Source organism: Methylobacterium sp. Leaf85, assembly GCF_001422125.1.
GTDB lineage: Bacteria > Pseudomonadota > Alphaproteobacteria > Rhizobiales > Beijerinckiaceae > Methylobacterium > Methylobacterium bullatum.
Genome location: NZ_LMME01000034.1, coordinates 319,273 through 335,312 on the forward strand (window position 1 = coordinate 319,273; position 16,040 = coordinate 335,312).

The following is a 16,040-nucleotide window of genomic DNA, read 5'->3' on the forward strand; positions in this document are numbered from 1 at the left end:
GCCTGCCGTGCCCGGCGCTGGCCGGCCGTTCGCCCGTCGGAAAATCCGCGTTCCGTTGAACGGTTTCGGTTCTTTCCGGCTTAAGGTTGGGTTCAGGCCGTGCCGTGGTAAAGCCGGGACATACCGCATCGCACCCCGCGCCTTCCCGCGCCGACATTACAGGTCCAATGACGCCGACGATTCCGGGACTTCGCCGCGCCGTGGCAGAACCCTCCTCCAATGATCCCGTGGTGACGGGACCGCAGGACCGGAGCCGTCGGGAGCTTCTCTTGCAGGCGAGCGCCGCCGCGCTGGCCCTCTCCCTCCCCGGCACCGCTGCCCTGGCCGACGACGCCCCCGCCCTCCCCCCCGAGGGCGCGCCGTTCCTCGGCCACACGGTGCCCGATCTGGCCCGCGCGCTGGCCAAGCGCCCCTACGCCGCCCCCCGCACCGACGACCTGCCCGGCGCCCTGACCGGGCTCAACCGCGAGCAGTACAACGCCATCCGGACCGTGCCCGGCAGCGCGATCTGGGCGAACGAGGCCTTCGGCTTCACCCTCGAGCCCCTGCATCGCGGCTCGGTCTTCACCGGCCGCGTGGCCCTGGCCCTGGTGGAGGACGGCACGGTGCGGCCGCTCGCCTACGACCGCGCCCGCTTCGAGGCGGAGGGCATCGCCCTGCCCGAGTTCAAGGACGATCCCGGCTATTCGGGCCTGCGCATCCGCGCCCGGTTCGATGGCGGCGAGCTCACCGATTTCGCCACCTTCCAGGGCGCGTCCTTCTTCCGCCTCGTGGCCACCGGCCAGGGCTTCGGCGTCACCGCACGCGCCCTCACCCTGCGCCCGGCCGATTCACGCGGCGAGGAGTTTCCGGAACTGCGCGCCATCTGGGTCGAGCGGCCCGGCCCCGGCGGCCCGCTGGTGCTGCACTGCCTCGTCGATTCCCCCTCGGCCACCGCCGCCCTGAGGATGAGCCTGCGGCCGGGCGGCGCCTCGCTCTGCGACGTCGAGGGCACGGTGTTCGCCCGCGCGGCCATCGACCATCTCGGTCTCGGCGGCATGACCACGAGCTACTTCTTCGGCCCCTACGACCGGCGCGGTGCCGACGACGCTCGGGCCGGCGCCTATGCCTCCACCGGCCTGCAGATCCGCACCGGTGCCAACGAGGCGATCTGGCGTCCCGCGCGCAACCCGGAGACGCTGCAGGTCTCGTCCTTCGTCGACGACAACCCGAAAGGCTTCGGCCTGATGCAGCGGGCGCGCAGCTACGCCGATTTCGAGGACGACGTGCAGCATTGGGAGTGGCGCCCTTCGCTCTGGCTCGAGCCTTTCGGCGCCTGGGGGCCGGGGGCCGTGACGCTCCTCGAGATCCCGAGCGATTCCGAGTTCAACGAGAACATCCTGGCCTATTGGCGGCCGAAGGCGTCCCTGGCGGCGGGCACCGAGTACGCGTTCGGCTATCGCCAGCATTGGTGCTGGCAGCCTCCCGAGGCGCCCCCGGTGGCGCTCGTCTCCGGCACCCGCAGCGGCAAGGCGACGGGGAGCAACCGCCGCCTCTTCCTGGTGGATTTCACCGGCGACATCCTGTTCGCCGATCCCGACCTGCAGCCGACGCTGCTGACCTCGCCCGGCACGGTGGCGGCTCCGACCCTCTATCGCTATCCCGACCGCAAGACGGTGCGGGTCTCCTTCGAGCTCGACACGGGCGGCGAGAAGACCTGCGAACTGCGCCTCGTGCTCAAGCGCGGGGAGGCCCCCGTCACCGAAACCTGGCTCTACCGGTGGACACCCTGAACACGCACGCGCTTCCCCCCACCGCCCCGGCTTCCTTTCGACCCGCGATGCCGCCCGAAGCCCCGCTGCCCATGCCGGTGCAGGCGCTCGACCGCTGGGACCCCGCCACGGGGCACCGTCCGGCGAGACCCGCGCGGCGGCCCTGGACAGCCCGCGCCTTCGTCTTCGGCGGGGCGGCGCTGCTCACCGCCTACGGCGCCCTGGAGATGTACGAGGTCGTGGCCGTCTCGGGCGGGACGACGGCGCTGCAATACGTGCTGCTCGTCCTCTTCACTCTGAACTTCTCCTGGATCGCCCTCTCCTTCATGAGCGCGATCCTGGGCTTCGCCACGCTCCTGCGCCGGCCGAAGGCTCCGCTTCCGCCGACCCGGCTCGCCACGAAGACCGCCATCGTCATGCCGGTCTACAACGAGGCCACCGCCCGCACCTTCGCGGCCGTGGAAGCCATGCGGGCGGAGATCGACGCCACCGGCCACGGCGCAGCGTTCGACTATTTCGTCCTGTCGGACTCGACGCAAGGAGACGCCTGGATCGCCGAGGAGCGTGCCTTCCTCGATCTGCGCGCGCGCTGGGGCGAGGATGCGCGGCTCTATTACCGGCACCGGGCGAAGAACCACCACCGCAAGGCCGGCAATATCGGCGACTTCGTCTCGCGCTGGGGCGGGGCCTACGACCACATGCTGGTGCTCGACGCCGACAGCCTGATGACCGGACCTTGCGTGGTGCATCTGGCCGCCGCCATGGAGGCGGACCCCGATTCCGGCATCGTCCAGTCGCTGCCGCTCATCATCAACCGCAACACCCTGTTCGCCCGCGTCCAGCAATTCGCCGCCCGCATCTACGGCCCGGTCATCGCCACCGGCCTCTCCGTCTGGTCGGGCCGCGACGGCAATTACTGGGGCCACAACGCCATCATCCGCACCCGCGCCTTCGCCGAGGCCTGCGGCCTGCCCGACCTCAAGGGCAAACCGCCCTTCGGCGGCCACATCCTCAGCCACGATTTCGTCGAGGCGGCGCTGATCCGGCGGGCGGGCTGGAGCGTGACCATGCTGCCCGCCCTGCCCGGCTCCTACGAGGAGAGCCCGCCCTCCCTCATCGACGTGGCGGTGCGTGACCGGCGCTGGGCGCAAGGGAACCTCCAGCACAGCCGCGTCATCGGGGCGGCGGGCCTGACGCTGGCTTCGCGCCAGCATTTCGCCACCGGCATCGCCGGCTACGTCGCCTCCCCGCTCTGGCTCGGCCAGCTCGTGGTCGGTATCGCCCTGGTGCTCCAGACCGCCTATGTGCGGCCGGAATATTTCACGAGCGAGTTCGGGCTCTACCCGGTCTGGCCGCGCTTCGACCCAGTGCGCGCGCTCCAGCTGTTCGGGCTCACCATGGGCATCCTGCTGGCCCCGAAGCTCCTGGGGCTGATCCTGGCGCTGATCGACGGGCCGGTGCGCCGGGCCTCGGGCGGGGCCATCCGCCTCGTCCTGTCGAGCCTGATCGAGACGATCCTCTCCGCGCTCATCGCGCCCATCGCCATGCTGATCCAGTCGGGCTCGGTCTTCGAGATCCTGGTGGGGCGCGACACAGGCTGGAACCCGCAGCGGCGCGACGACGGCTCGATACCCTTGCGCGACATCGTCCGCCGCCACCGCTGGCACATGGTGCTGGGGCTGGTGACGGGCATCGCCGCCTTCGCCATCGCCACCTCGCTGTTCCTCTGGATGTCGCCCACCATCCTCGGCCTCGTCCTGGCGATCCCGATCTCCTGGGCGAGCGGCCAGCTCTCCTGGGGCCTCGCCCTGAAGCGCCTCGGCCTGCTGATGACCCCGGAGGAGCGCGACCCGCCCGCCATCGCGTCGAGCGCCGGGGCGATCGCCGCCCGCAACGCCGAGGCCGGCCTCGACGAATCGGATGCGATCCGCGCCCTCCACGCTGATGCGGGCTTCGCCGAGGCCCATGCCCTGATGCTGCCGGAGATGCCCCAACGCCCCCGCGGCGTGATCGACACCGACCGCGCCCTCGCCCAGGCCAAGGTGGTGGAGGCCGAGACCGTCGCCGAGGCCGCCGAGTGGCTCAGCCCGAAGGAGCGCATGGCCCTCCTCCACGACCGCGCCCTCCTCGACCGCCTCACCCGCCTCGCGCCTGCGTGAGCTACAACAGTCACGCATGTCGCGGGATGCGCTGACGAGCCCTCCTGCCCACAAGGGGGAGAGGGACGCGGTCTGCCTACGAGAGCAGATGTGTGAATCCGGTAGCCTGCCTGAGACCGGGGGGGCGTCCGGACCCGGAGCCGGGCTCCACGAGAGCCTGCCGCATCGGGACTGCCGATGCCAACCCCCTGCCCGCTCGGCGGCCGATTCGAAGAATCAGTCCGCCCTTCCCGAATCGGGCGCCTGGGCGAGGCGGTTGGCCAGGGAGGCCTCGTACTGGATGAGGTCCTTGCCCCGCTTCATCGCCCGGTAGAAGTCCCGCGCCGCCACATGGGCGTTGATGTCCCGGACATAGGGGGCCGTGCTCGGCACCGCCGCGAGCAATTCGCTCGCCTGGGCCACGAACAGGTTCTCGATCTCCGACACGTCGTCGGAGAGATAGAGTACCGTGAGGGTCAGGTAGAGGCGCTTGCAGGCCGTATCGGCCTCGCTCTCCGTGATGATGTCGGATTCGCGCAGGAACTTCGTCATCGTCTCGATGACGAAACTCGACCGCCGGGACCCGTTGCGGATCGCGGCCCCGCCGATCAGCAACCGCTCGAACGGCTTGAGTTCGATCTTCAGGGGCATGACCGGTCCTTCGGGTTCGGGTGGGATCATCGATCCGGGCGGTTAACAATACATGACCACCATGGCAGGGTTTGCTTGCGGAATACGGCATCTCCCTCGGAGACCACGAAGATAGGGAGAATACGTCGGATCTCACTCAGGGTTCGTTGACCGTTCGTCTTAAGACGTTCGCAACGTCCTCGTGGTTCTGTGACGTCGCACCCAAAAAAGGGCGCTTCCAGATCAGAATGGATCGGACCACATGTCTTCAGGCATCACGCTTACCGCGGCAACGCGCCAGAACCTGCTCTCGCTGCAGGGCACCGCCGACCTCCTGACCCAGACCCAGAACCGTCTGTCGACCGGCAAGAAGGTCAACTCGGCCCTCGACGATCCGACGAGCTTCTTCACCTCGCAGGCCCTGTCCGGCCGCTCGGGCGATCTCGGCTCGCTCCTCAACGGCATCTCGAACGGCGTCCAGACCATCCAGGCCGCCAACCAGGGCATTACCTCGATCCAGAAACTGGTCGACTCGGCCAAGTCCACCGCCAACCAGGCGCTGGCCGACAAGAGCGCGGTGTCGAGCGGTACGCCCGCGGCTAACGCATCCTTGTCCGGTTCGAAGACCTTCCAGGCGCTTTCGGCCAATACCGACGGCACACAGGATTTCTCGTCGCTGGCGAAGGATGGCTCGGTCGACATCTCGCTCGATGGTGGCAAGAGCTATTCGACCATCCGCCTCGACGCCGCGACTCTTAAGGGCAGCGTCAACGACCTGACGAAGGTCAGCGCGCAGCAGGTCGTCTCGGCCATCAACAGTCAAGTCAGCGCGAACTCCTCGCTGAAAGGAAAGGTCTCGGCCTCGGTTGCTGCCGATGGCCGCATCAACTTCTCCACGGCGAGCGCCGGCGCGACGCAGCAGTTGAACGTTCGCGGCTCTGCGGGTTCGTCGATCGACATCGGCTACGGCAAGGACACCACCACCGGTGGTCCGACGACGGCGAAGGTCGTCGGTAGCGCTTTCACGGGCATTACAGCCGCAGGAACGGGTGCAACACTCTCCATCGGCGACGGCTCCTCTGCATTGGACGTCACCATCGACTCAACCAGCCTGAAGGCAGACGGAACCGCCCTCGGCACCGCTGGAACCGCGACCGATGTTGCGGATGCCATCAACGTCCAGCTGAAGGCTGCCGGTTCGAGCGTCACCGCCAGCGTGTCCGGCGGCGTGCTCAACTTCACAAGCCAAGACACCGGCCCGAGCGCGGCCGTCACCGTCCAGGGCAAGCAATATTCGGCGACGGCGGGGAACAATATCGACATCGGTTTCGGGGACAACACGGCCTACACCACCGGCACCTTCACCGCCGGCACGGGTACGGCGGCGACCGGCCTCTCGGCTACCGGATCGGATGCGACCGATGGGTCGGCCAAGGCCAGCATCAATGGGACCGTGGTGATCGCTGACACCACCGGCGGGTCTCCGCCCACCGGCGGCGGTATCGATTTGTCGGGCACCAAAAACGCCTCGTTCTCGATCCAGCTCGGTTCGGGTCCGGCTAAAACCATTAGCCTGACGGCCACCACCATCGGCGCAGCAACGGCCGCTAACACCAGCCGCGACGAGATCGCTGCGGCGATCAACAAGCAGATCGCTGCGGATACCGGACTGGCCGGCAACGTTACAGCGAGCTTCGACTCCAGCAACAAGCTGGTTCTCAGCTCCACCAAGGCAAGCTCGGATCAAAAGATCACCGTGACCGCCGCGCAGGGCACGACCGTGGCGAACAACATCAATATCGGCCTCGGAACCCAGACCTCGACGATCAACGGCACAGCCACCAACACCGCGACGGCGATTTCCGGCTTCGGCAAGGACAGCACCGGCTCCACTAACTCGACCCGTACGTCGCTGTCCAAGCAGTTCAACGAAATTCTGAACCAGATCACCCAGCAGGCCAAGGATTCGAGCTACAACGGCATCAACCTGCTCTATCGGAGCGGCGACGATACCAGCGAGAACTCCCTGAAGGTGACTTTCAACGAGACCGGCTCGTCCAGCCTGACGATCTCGGGCGCCAAGCTCGACTCGGACGGCCTCGGCCTCACCGCCTCCACCGGCGGCTTCCAGACCGATACGGAGATCAACGAGACGCTGACGGCCATCACCAAGGCCACCAGCCAGCTTCGTGGACAGGCTTCGACCTTCGGCTCCAACCTCTCGGTGGTGCAGAACCGTCAGGACTTCTCGAAGAACCTGATCAACATCTTGGACACCGGCTCGGCCAACCTGACGAACGCGGACCTCAACGAGGAAGCCGCCAACTCCCAGGCCCTGTCGACCCGCCAGTCCATCGGCATCTCGGCCCTCTCGCTTGCCAACACGGCGCAGCAGGGCATCCTGCAGCTTCTCCGCTAAGCGGATCAGCCGTCACGACGATGAGCGGCCGGGGGAAACCCCGGCCGTTTCTTTATGCGTAGACCGTCCCTCCCCCGCGCGCACCTTTCGCCGGCGACGAACCACCGCGCCGCCACCGCCTTCGGCAGGCCGCGGAGCGTCTCCAGCTCGGCATGCGCCTGTCGGACGACGCCGTCCTCATGCTGGGGCGACGCGCCGGCTGTACGGCCGGACGCCCGCGTTCACGCGGTTCCCCGCCCCTATCGGCCACCCTGCCCCGCACCCGCGTCCACGGCCTGCGCCACAACTGCCCGGCATCTCTCCCGCGATCCTGCAGACCGGGATCGCGCAAAAGCGGCCGGCACATTCCGGCATCTGTCCTCTCCCGCGATGCCGCGATGCCGCGACGCTCGACGCTGCCCTGCGCGGACACAGGCGCTCGAACACCTCGCGGGAGATGGTGGTGGCCTGGATTCGGGCGTGGATGGAGGGGTCGTGCCTCGCTGGGGGTCGGCATCCGAGAGCGTGCCGAGACAGCGCAGGGATCGACCGACACGATTTCACACTTCGAAGCGGAGGAAGAGCTGAAGGGCCGGGGGTGAGGCTGAGGAAGCGGGCGCCCGACGTGGCTGCTCCTTTCGTTCAAGGGGACGAAAGACCGGAGCGGAACCAGCCTGAGAGCCGCCACCTTTGCTCTTGTGGAGGACGCCTCGCGTGAGGCGACCGCAGGAGGCATGTCCATGCAGAGCAAGCTCACGAAGACGATCATCGGCGCCGTCATCGCCGTCGCCCTCGCCGCTGCCGTGTCCTATGGGCTCATCAACCAGCAGACGGCGGATCAGCTGCAGACCAAGGCGAACCAGACGCTGTCGGACGGTCAGACCGCCCCCGGCCCGGCTCCGCCACAGCCGTCGCCGGCGCCGCAGAGCCCCACCCAGCAAGCGCCGACGCAGCAGAGCCCCGCTCCCGCACCGCGGCCGTGATAGTCGCGGATCGGGCGCCGGCGGCACGCCCGCTTTCCGCCGGCTGAAACCGCCCGGTAACCCTCCGGCTTTAGGCCTCGTTAGGCTTGAAACCGCCGAACCGAGACGGATACCGATGACCAGGGACCAGCTTGCCGCCGAACTGTCGCGCATGGCGAAGATGCAGATCAGCGATATCACCCGGGCCGTGAAGAGCGGCGACAAGGCCATCGCCTTGAACGAGGTGAGCGACCTCGCGCTACGCTTGAACCAACTCGCCGATGCCATCGCGGGCGTACCGGCCCCGGCCCCGACGCCTGCGGTCTCCCGCGCTCGCGTCCTCGACCCGGCGTGACCGCCGCTTCGGAGTGGCGTGCGGAGCGGAACGAGCGCTCCCGCGCCCGGCTGGAACGGGCGCTCCCGGCCGTCTTTCCCGCGCCCGTCCTTCGGCACGCGCTGTCCCGCCCGCTGCTGCCGCCCACACCACGGCTCGCCGTCGAGAGCTACTGGCGCAACCACGTCCACCGGGCCGATCGCCTGGCGCGGGCGCTGGCCACGCGCTCGGGCCAGCCGGAGGGATGGACGTGGCGTCTCGGCTCGGAGAAAGGCTCGGGCCTCGCCGCCACCTTCCGGATGCCGCCCTCTCCCTATCGCGAGCCCGCGCATGCCCGCGGCCCCGGCCATTGCTGCATCTGCGGACAGCCGGTCTTCCGCTTCGGCTGGCACAGGGATCTGTGGGGCACCGGCACGCCGAACAAGAACGCCCGCTGGCATTCGGCCTGCGTCACGGCCTGGAAGTTCTGGGCCGCGCCCAGCGACCAGGTGAAGGTTTTGAAGGCGCATCAGCGCCATCGCTGCGCCGCGTCCGGGAAGCGCCTGCTGAAGACGGCCGAGGTCGACCATCGCACGCCGCTCTATCGCGTCTGGCGCGAGCACCGCGATGCCCCTTGGCCCAAACTCCTGGCCTACTGGGGAGCGCCGAACCTTCAGGTCGTCAACCGCGTTGTTCACGTGGAGAAATGCAGCACGGAGGCAGGCGAGAGGGCGCATCAACGGCGTGCCCTCGTGTCTGGGGTGTCCCTCGATGTGGAGTCGGACGGCCTGATGCTTCTCCCGACGCAGGTTTGAGCCACGTGTCGGAGAACATGTCGATCGCGCCCGCCCATCGGGTGCCGTGGTGTCGAGGATAGCAGCGCGGTGCGGCGCCGTGCCAATCGGAGGAATCCAAGTGACGGACGACAAGGCCGGCCATCAGGATCGCAAGGACACCAAGGCGGCCAAGGCCGCGGAGCGCGCGGACATCGCCGGTCAGGTCTGGGAAGAGGTCAGAGGCCGGGAGACGGCGCGTGACGATCAGATCGTTCGCCTGAAGGCTCAGCGTCTCAAGCGCGATGCCGCGGATGCCGCCGCCGCAAAGCCCCCGGCCAAGCGGTCGAAGTGAGTGAACCTGCTTAGCTCTTCGATGTGTCGCAGGTTTTCATCGCAGAACCGGGGGCCACGTCTGCGAAATCGTCCTGGACTCTGCCCGAACCTTTTGGCCGCGGGATCATAGGACGAGGGGGCGGGTTGATCGATGACAGCCACACCCCGGAGCCAGTCTCATGGCCGACATCCGTCACGCGTATTCCGATCCCATCGAGCAGGGCGCCCAGGCGCGGATCCACGGTCACCCCAAGGATGCCTGCCCCTATCCCCGCGACAGCGAAGATCGGACCTCCTGGATGGAGGGCTACGACGGTACGCCGCGTGAGGATGGGCCCGATATGCCATCCGGCGAGAGCCGCCGCTGAGCTTCCTTCAGACCAGATGGCTGTCCGGCCAGGGACCGAGACTGGGATGACATTCGAGACGGGGGCTGCTCGAACGCTCCTGTGAACGCATTAAAGTCCGGCGCGCCATCACGGCGGCCGGGCTTTCGGTTTGGCAGATATCTCGGAGGAGCGGGTTCGCGGGACTAGCTCAGGCCACGGATGCGCTGCCAATCGGTCAGCTCACGGCTTCGGGCATCGTAGAGAGCCCGAAGTTTGGTTCCCTCTTCCCCACGGCCCGCCGGTTGGTTCGAGACTGCATTGACCATCTCGTCGCCAAACCATGCCGCAAGCTCTGCAGCCCAGGCCGCGTCGGCAGCATGGAGACGGCTTGCTGTAACCGATAAGAAGGGGGCGGGCCTCGGGCGGGCTTTCGCTTTCGTCATGTGCGCCGAAACGGACGAATCGTTGCTCCGGTTTCAGACGAAAATACAAAATTTTCGGTGTCGCTCAGGCATTGCCGACCCGGAGGCGGCCCGGCGAGGGTATCAGTGGCGATCCGCCAACGGGGCGGGCGCTCGAAGAACGCTTTCAGCCTCACGCCCCGCGCCGACGTCACCCTGGCATCGATCCGGCCCTCGAGGCGGGCGATCACGTCGGTTCGGGGGACATCGACCTTGAACGCGTTCCGCCGCTCCAGCCGACCCAGGTTTCCACCCAAGTCATGGACGCGAAAACGAGCCAACACTCATGGTCGTCAGCGAAGGCGCCCCGGCGTGATTTCTTTCTTTCCGTGATTGAGCGGGCAAACACGGATGCCGGCGAAAGAATCACTGGCGGGCCGCCTTCACACCGTGCGTGATCCGTCAGCGGAGCGCCCCATACACAGCGATGATCCAGCGGCGACCACAAACGGGGTCAACTCCAATACCCGAAAAACCTGCGCTCAGCGTGGACCAGTTTGCTGGGTCAGGGTCGAATGACGCTCGCCTTGCTGTAGCGCCACCGCCAACTCCGGCTTCCCCCCAAACCGTCGGCTCCGAAAATCGAAAACACGATAAGTCTCGGAGCAGGAGACGAATCGAGCAGATCGAGCGCCAACGCTATGGATGCGCGGGCCTCGATCTGCTCAACCGGCGCATTGTCCCGGTCACTTCATGGATGCGAGGGGAACGACAGCAAAAGATCCCCGGCGCCCCTGACTTACCTTGCGCTATAGTGCTGGGCGTTCTCAGCGATGACAAGTTCGAACGGAACCCAATCATATCGCTGGACATACTCGCCCTTTGAGAGTTTTCCGGCATCGGCCAGCGCCTGAGAGCCCTGCATCCGGGCGTCCTGATAGACGCTGAGCAGCATGTCGCCGCTGCCGACGGCAGCGACTCCCTCCTTCGTGGCATCGACGCCACCCACGAGGATACGTCCCGACAAGCCCGCAGCCTTGATCGCAGCGATCGCCCCAAGAGCCATCTCGTCGTTGTTGGCGGCGATGGCATCGATCTTTCGGCCTCCCTTCAGCCAAGCAGCGACCTGCTCCTGCGCTTCCTGACGCTTCCAGTTCGCGCTTGCCTCGGAGACGAGCGTGATCCCCGGCGACGATGCCAGGATCTCTTTTCCGCCCGCGGTGCGCTCTACGGAGGCCGTCTCGGTGTCGGTGCCACGCAGGATGGCGACCGTGCCCTGACCACCGAGTTTGTCGACGATCAGGCGCATCTGAACGCGACCGGCCACGAGATCGTTCGAACTCACGAAGACGGCCTTTCCGCCGCTCGGCCCGATCTGCGGACGATTGTTCACGAAGACGAGCGGGACGCCCGCTTTTCCCGCGGCTTCGGCGAGGATCGCTGCGCTTTCGGTGCTCACCGGAATGATCATGAGGGCAGCGGCCTTGGCAGCGATCGCAGCCTGTCCAAGCGCGATCTGGCGGGCGGGGTCCTTGTCCGCATTTTCGACGGAGACCGAAAGCGTGGGATCCGACTGCGCCGCGCCGCTCACGGCGGTCACGATGAGGTCCTGGAAGGGGTCGCCGCGCTGTGCGACCAGGAAGGAGATCTTGGATTCGGCGAAGGCCGGCGTCGCCAGAAGGGTCGTCATCAGGATGGCGGCAAGACGGGTCATGACAATCTCTCGCATGCGGAGGGGATGGGGCGCTTCAGGCGGCTCTGACGTTGGCCAGGAACACCTGGACCTGACGGTTCAGATAGTCGGATTGCTGCGCGAGTTCGCCCGAGGCTCCGAGAACCTGCGCGGCGCCAGCGCCCGTCTCCTCTGCGGTGTGAGCGACCCCGACGATGTTCGAGGTGACTTCCCCGGTTCCGATGGACGCCTGTGAGATCGCCTGCACGATCTCCCGCGTGGCGGCGCCCTGCTCTTCGATGGCGGACGCGATGGCCGTCGTCGTCTCGTTGACCGCCCGGATCGATCCGGAGATCCGGTCGATCGCCGTCGCCGCGCGCTGGGTCGACGATTGGATCGCTCCGATCTTCGCGGTGATGTCCCCGGTCGAGCGGGACGTCTGGTTGGCGAGTTCCTTGACCTCCGCCGCGACGACAGCGAAGCCGCGGCCGGCGGGTCCGGCCCGCGCCGCCTCGATCGTCGCATTCAGAGCCAGCAAGTTCGTCTGAGCGGCGATGGAGGCAATGGTATCCACCACCTCCCCGATGCTGAATGCGACGCTCGTCAGTTCGGCGACCAGCGCGACGGTGTCGTCGGCCTGCCGTACCGCGTCGATCGACATCTGCGACGAGCGCTCGATCTGGACGCCGATTTCGACCACGGACGCCCCGAGCTGCTGGGCTGAGCCCGCGATCGTGTTGATGTTCACGGAAGCCTCCTCGGCGGCCGCGGAAACGGCCATGGACCGTGTTTGCGTTTCTTCGGCTGAGACCGTGAGCTGGCGTGCGGTGGCCTGCATCTCTTCGGCGGCCGACGATACCGCGCTCACAATTCCACCGACGGATTTGTCGAACTCTGTCGCGAGCTGGCGCATCGCGATGCGGCGCTGCTCCTCCACACCTGCCTTCTGCGCCTCGACCTCGGCCTCCAGAGCCTTGTTGCGGATCATGTTGTCTTTGAAGACCTGCACAGTGGCGGCCATGGATCCGATCTCGTCGCGACGAAGCCGATCCGGCACCTCGGCGGTCATGTCGTCATCCGCCAGGCGTCCCATCGTCGCCGTCATGCGGGCGATGGGTTTGGAGATCGTGACCGTCAGGACCCAGCCGACCAGCGTGCAGAAGGCAATGAGGCCGGTGAGAGCGAGGATGATCCAGAAACGCGAGTCGCGCTGGATCTCCCCGGAGGACTGTATCGCCTGCGCGACGGCTTCCTGGCGGTAGGTCTGGATATCCCGCACGGCCTTGTAGAAGCGTTCCGAATCCGTACGGAGATCGGACGATACGACACGGGTACCGACCGCATGGAGGCCTGCCCGGTCGAGGACGGTGATTTCCTCGTCGACGGCGAGGAAGTGCTGCCAAGCCGCGCGCAGGCTTGCCGCGAGTTCGGCTTCGCGCCCGGCGCTGACCAGGCTCGAATAATCGCTCCACGCTTTCGAGAAGGCGATGCGGACCGGCCCGGATTCCTGCTCATAGCTGACGCGCTCGGTGTCCGTACCGGCGAAATGCCTGAGTACGGCAAGGGCTCGCAATTGCTGGCTGATACGTCCGAGATCGCCTAGGACCGAGACCGCCCGGACGTGATGGGCCAACTCGCTGCCGATTGCAGAGACCTGATCGACTTTCACAATGGCGAAGCCGCCGGTGCATGCCGAGAACAGGCCCAGAGCCAGAAAAGCGAAGCCGATCTTCGCCCGGATGGATCGCAGATTGATGCGTGACATTTTCTATCCTAAGGATCGGAGATGCGGATCATTTATTTGAATTCCGCCAATATTCGACAGAATCGATGCCATATTCATGAAAGCAGTAACCGATCTTGCGATCGATTGATTCGCGCTTGGCGATGTTATATTTGATAAGCTCGGCTCTTACGGCGAAGCTCTGCCTGGACCGTCAGAACGTGAGACCGCTCTTGACCCCGAACACGACGATATCCGTGCGCCCGGCATAGCCGCCCGGACGGTTGATGAGCTGGATGTTGGGCCGGATCACCACGTCGGGGTGAAGGGCGAGGCTGTAGAACACCTCGATCGCGCGCTCGTAGCCCGGTACCGGACGGATGCCGCCGTCCATGGCATTGGCGGCATGAATGCTTTGGGCCAACGCGCTGCTGGCGTGCGACTGACCGATGCCGATGCCGATCCAGTCGAACGGCCGCTCGGACCAGAACCCCTTGTAGACGAAGCCGACCGTCTGCTGGTCGTCGATAGCCGAGGTCGACGAGTTCGCTATGGTCGCACGCAGGAAGACCGATAAGTTGCACAGCGGGTTGGCCGGATCGGGGCGGTAGAGTTCCTGCACCGCCACGCCGTAGACGCCGCTGCGGTCCCGGTTCGCCATGGGAGCACCGCCATCGACGCTGAGGGGCAAGCCGCTGCCGTTCAAATAAAGGTCGGAGTTATTGCCGGTCTGATACCAAGCGCCCACAGTATAACTGCCGCGGTGGGCAAACAGCGGCAACGTGGGGAAGACAGCGGCCTCGACGATCGCCAACGCTCCGGTCGCGCCGGACGGGTCGAAGTTGAAGCCGTCAGCGAGGTCGCGCGGATTGACCTGATACACGCCTGCCATAAGGTAGCCGGTCTCGAGATTCCCGAGGCGCAGACGGGCGGCGTACTGGGAGACCGGCCAGTTGTACCAGTAATTCCCGACGAGGTTGCCGGGCTGGTTCCCGCAGAACGTCAGGTTTTGGAACTCGCAGGCGAAGCCGGCGAAGTCGGCGCTGACCGGAAGGCGGCCAAGCTTGAGATCCACGAAGTCGCCGAAGCGCTGATCGTAGGAAAACTGGGTGAGACGGGGCATCCGGCCACGGCCGAAGACCTCCTCGGTCTGCTGCAGGACTTGAAGGCCCTGGTCGGCAGTGAGGCTGCGACCGAAGCGATTCGTGAAAACCACGTTCACGGTACCGCCTGGAATGCCGGCGAGGCGGTCCATATCGATGGCGGAACGAAGAGCAAACTGCCCGGCGCCGCGCAGGGACTGCCCGTAGAGACCGCCCTGAATGTTGGTGGCGGACTGGTAGTCCAAACTGGCGTCGACGCGGATGCCGGCGCGGAACAGGTCATCGCGGATGCCGCCGAGATTACCGAGCAGCCCCCATTTCGGAGCGCTTGAAAGCGTGTCGAGACTGCCGGCCGGTGCCGTGTTGATGGGGACGGCGGTAGAGGGCCGGGCCAAGATCGCGCCTGCCACCGACGGACGGCGCGCTGCACGCCGATCTCGTTGACGGCGAGCCGAGGCTTCTCGGGCAGGCACTAAGAGCGCCTAACAGAACCGTTTGATCTGGTTGAGGGTGATGAGGCTGGCCGCGAGGCTCGTGAAGGCCTCGTAGATGTCGCTGCGTCGCTCGTAGCGGNAGAGCGCCTAACAGAACCGTTTGATCTGGTTGAGGGTGATGAGGCTGGCCGCGAGGCTCGTGAAGGCCTCGTAGATGTCGCTGCGTCGCTCGTAGCGGACGGGCAATCGACGGAATCGGTTGAACCAGGCGTGGGTGCGCTCCACGACCCAACGGTGACGTCCGAGCTTCTCACTGCTCTCGATGCCCTTACGCGCGATGCGCGGCACGATCCCCCGCGCCCGGCACTCCTGGCGGCGAGGTCTGGCATCGTAGGCTTTGTCGGCGTGGAGCTTGTCCGGACGGCGTCGCGGTCGCCCTCGTCGACCGCTCCGCAGAGGCGGAACGGCATCGAGAGTAGCTGCCATCATGATGCTGTCGTGCCGGTTGGCCCCGCTCAGGCGGAAGCCGAGCGGCGTGCCACGCGCGTCGGTGACCAGGTGGCGCTTCGTACCCGGCTTGCCCCGGTCCGTCGGGTTCGGGCCGGTGGCAGGCCCCCCTTTTTGGCCGGGACAGACGCGCTGTCCAGGCAAGCCCGGTTCCAGTCGATCTCACCCGCTGCGTGCAGGCGCTCCAGCAGCACGTGATGCAGGCGGCCCCACACGCCCGCCGCTTGCCAATCCCGCAGCCGCCGCCAGCAACTCATGCCGGAGCCGCAGCCCATCTCCGCCGGCAGCATCTCCCACGGCAGACCCGAGCGCAGCACGAACAGGATGCCCGTCAGTGCGGCCCGGTTCTCGATCGGACGACGCCCGCCCTTCGGACGCGGCCGAGGCGGCGGGAGGAGCGGAGCGATCTCATCCCAGAGATCATCGGGGAGAAGCGGTCTGGCCATGCCAAACCAACGCTGAAAGCAACGCTCGGTGCCGTTCTGTTAGGCGCTCTAAAGCCATTCTGGAAGCCGCACCGAGCGTCGCGCGCACCGGAGAAGTAGAAGCCGTGCACAGATCGGAAGAGCG

13 protein-coding genes are annotated in these 16,040 nt (G+C 66.7%); 8 read left to right on the top strand and 5 right to left on the bottom strand.

The window, feature by feature from the left end:
* Positions 1 to 167 precede the first annotated feature (167 nt).
* Positions 168 to 1,772, top strand: a complete 1,605-nt coding sequence (locus tag ASF08_RS22700; RefSeq protein ID WP_056149713.1) for a glucan biosynthesis protein — start codon at positions 168 to 170, stop codon at positions 1,770 to 1,772.
* Complete coding sequence (gene mdoH / locus ASF08_RS22705) at positions 1,760 to 3,910, top strand: glucans biosynthesis glucosyltransferase MdoH (protein WP_056149715.1); 2,151 nt, start codon at positions 1,760 to 1,762, stop codon at positions 3,908 to 3,910. The genes ASF08_RS22700 and mdoH overlap by 13 nt, the downstream gene beginning before the upstream one ends.
* A gap of 216 nt (positions 3,911 to 4,126) precedes the next feature.
* Here mdoH and ASF08_RS22710 read toward each other — a convergent pair whose 3' ends face one another.
* Complete coding sequence (locus ASF08_RS22710; protein WP_056149717.1) at positions 4,127 to 4,540, bottom strand: flagellar biosynthesis repressor FlbT; 414 nt, start codon at positions 4,538 to 4,540, stop codon at positions 4,127 to 4,129.
* A gap of 241 nt (positions 4,541 to 4,781) precedes the next feature.
* On the opposite strand from ASF08_RS22710, the gene ASF08_RS22715 reads away from it, so the two are divergent.
* The 6 genes from ASF08_RS22715 to rmf all read left to right on the top strand — a co-directional run bounded on the left by ASF08_RS22715 (position 4,782) and on the right by rmf (position 9,669).
* Positions 4,782 to 6,938 carry a flagellin N-terminal helical domain-containing protein gene (locus ASF08_RS22715; RefSeq protein WP_056149720.1) on the top strand — a complete coding sequence of 719 codons (2,157 nt, stop codon included), beginning with the start codon at positions 4,782 to 4,784 and terminating at the stop codon, positions 6,936 to 6,938.
* Positions 6,939 to 7,657: 719 nt separating this feature from the next.
* Positions 7,658 to 7,900 (top strand): hypothetical protein, encoded by a 243-nt coding sequence (locus tag ASF08_RS22720; protein ID WP_056149805.1) that lies wholly within the window; start codon positions 7,658 to 7,660, stop codon positions 7,898 to 7,900.
* 115 nt (positions 7,901 to 8,015) lie between these two features.
* Positions 8,016 to 8,234 (top strand): hypothetical protein, encoded by a 219-nt coding sequence (locus tag ASF08_RS22725; RefSeq protein WP_056149723.1) that lies wholly within the window; start codon positions 8,016 to 8,018, stop codon positions 8,232 to 8,234.
* Complete coding sequence (locus ASF08_RS22730) at positions 8,231 to 9,007, top strand: hypothetical protein (protein WP_056149725.1); 777 nt, start codon at positions 8,231 to 8,233, stop codon at positions 9,005 to 9,007. Before ASF08_RS22725 ends, ASF08_RS22730 begins: the two co-directional genes overlap by 4 nt.
* Before the next feature lie 100 nt (positions 9,008 to 9,107).
* The gene (locus tag ASF08_RS22735) at positions 9,108 to 9,320 is read left to right on the top strand and encodes a hypothetical protein (protein ID WP_056149727.1); all 213 of its coding nucleotides are present in this window, start codon (positions 9,108 to 9,110) and stop codon (positions 9,318 to 9,320) included.
* 160 nt (positions 9,321 to 9,480) lie between these two features.
* Positions 9,481 to 9,669, top strand: coding sequence for a ribosome modulation factor (rmf, locus tag ASF08_RS22740; protein ID WP_018043730.1), 189 nt, complete (start codon positions 9,481 to 9,483; stop codon positions 9,667 to 9,669).
* Positions 9,670 to 10,830: 1,161 nt separating this feature from the next.
* Here the strand turns inward: rmf and ASF08_RS22745 are convergent.
* The 4 genes from ASF08_RS22745 to ASF08_RS24405 all read right to left on the bottom strand — a co-directional run bounded on the left by ASF08_RS22745 (position 10,831) and on the right by ASF08_RS24405 (position 15,916).
* Positions 10,831 to 11,760, bottom strand: a complete 930-nt coding sequence (locus ASF08_RS22745; RefSeq protein ID WP_082473332.1) for a substrate-binding domain-containing protein — start codon at positions 11,758 to 11,760, stop codon at positions 10,831 to 10,833.
* Positions 11,761 to 11,779: 19 nt separating this feature from the next.
* On the bottom strand, positions 11,780 to 13,468 hold the full coding sequence (locus ASF08_RS22750) for a methyl-accepting chemotaxis protein (RefSeq protein ID WP_056149731.1): 1,689 nt from the start codon (positions 13,466 to 13,468) through the stop codon (positions 11,780 to 11,782).
* A 172-nt stretch (positions 13,469 to 13,640) separates the two neighbouring features.
* Positions 13,641 to 14,939 (bottom strand): carbohydrate porin, encoded by a 1,299-nt coding sequence (locus ASF08_RS22755; protein WP_056149733.1) that lies wholly within the window; start codon positions 14,937 to 14,939, stop codon positions 13,641 to 13,643.
* 171 nt (positions 14,940 to 15,110) lie between these two features.
* Positions 15,111 to 15,916 (bottom strand): IS5 family transposase gene (locus ASF08_RS24405; protein ID WP_085984211.1). Its coding sequence is split into 2 segments (ribosomal slippage): positions 15,111 to 15,580 and positions 15,580 to 15,916, totalling 807 coding nucleotides; the frame shifts between segments, so codons are not numbered across the junction.
* Positions 15,917 to 16,040 lie beyond the last annotated feature (124 nt).

Coding starts and splice junctions, on each gene's coding strand:
- ASF08_RS22745 (WP_082473332.1), bottom strand. CDS start 11,760: ATGCGAGAGATTGTCATGACCCGTCTTGCCGCCATCCTGATGACGACC.
- ASF08_RS22725 (WP_056149723.1), top strand. CDS start 8,016: ATGACCAGGGACCAGCTTGCCGCCGAACTGTCGCGCATGGCGAAGATG.
- ASF08_RS22720 (WP_056149805.1), top strand. CDS start 7,658: ATGCAGAGCAAGCTCACGAAGACGATCATCGGCGCCGTCATCGCCGTC.
- ASF08_RS22750 (WP_056149731.1), bottom strand. CDS start 13,468: ATGTCACGCATCAATCTGCGATCCATCCGGGCGAAGATCGGCTTCGCT.
- rmf (WP_018043730.1), top strand. CDS start 9,481: ATGGCCGACATCCGTCACGCGTATTCCGATCCCATCGAGCAGGGCGCC.
- ASF08_RS22700 (WP_056149713.1), top strand. CDS start 168: ATGACGCCGACGATTCCGGGACTTCGCCGCGCCGTGGCAGAACCCTCC.
- ASF08_RS22715 (WP_056149720.1), top strand. CDS start 4,782: ATGTCTTCAGGCATCACGCTTACCGCGGCAACGCGCCAGAACCTGCTC.
- ASF08_RS22710 (WP_056149717.1), bottom strand. CDS start 4,540: ATGCCCCTGAAGATCGAACTCAAGCCGTTCGAGCGGTTGCTGATCGGC.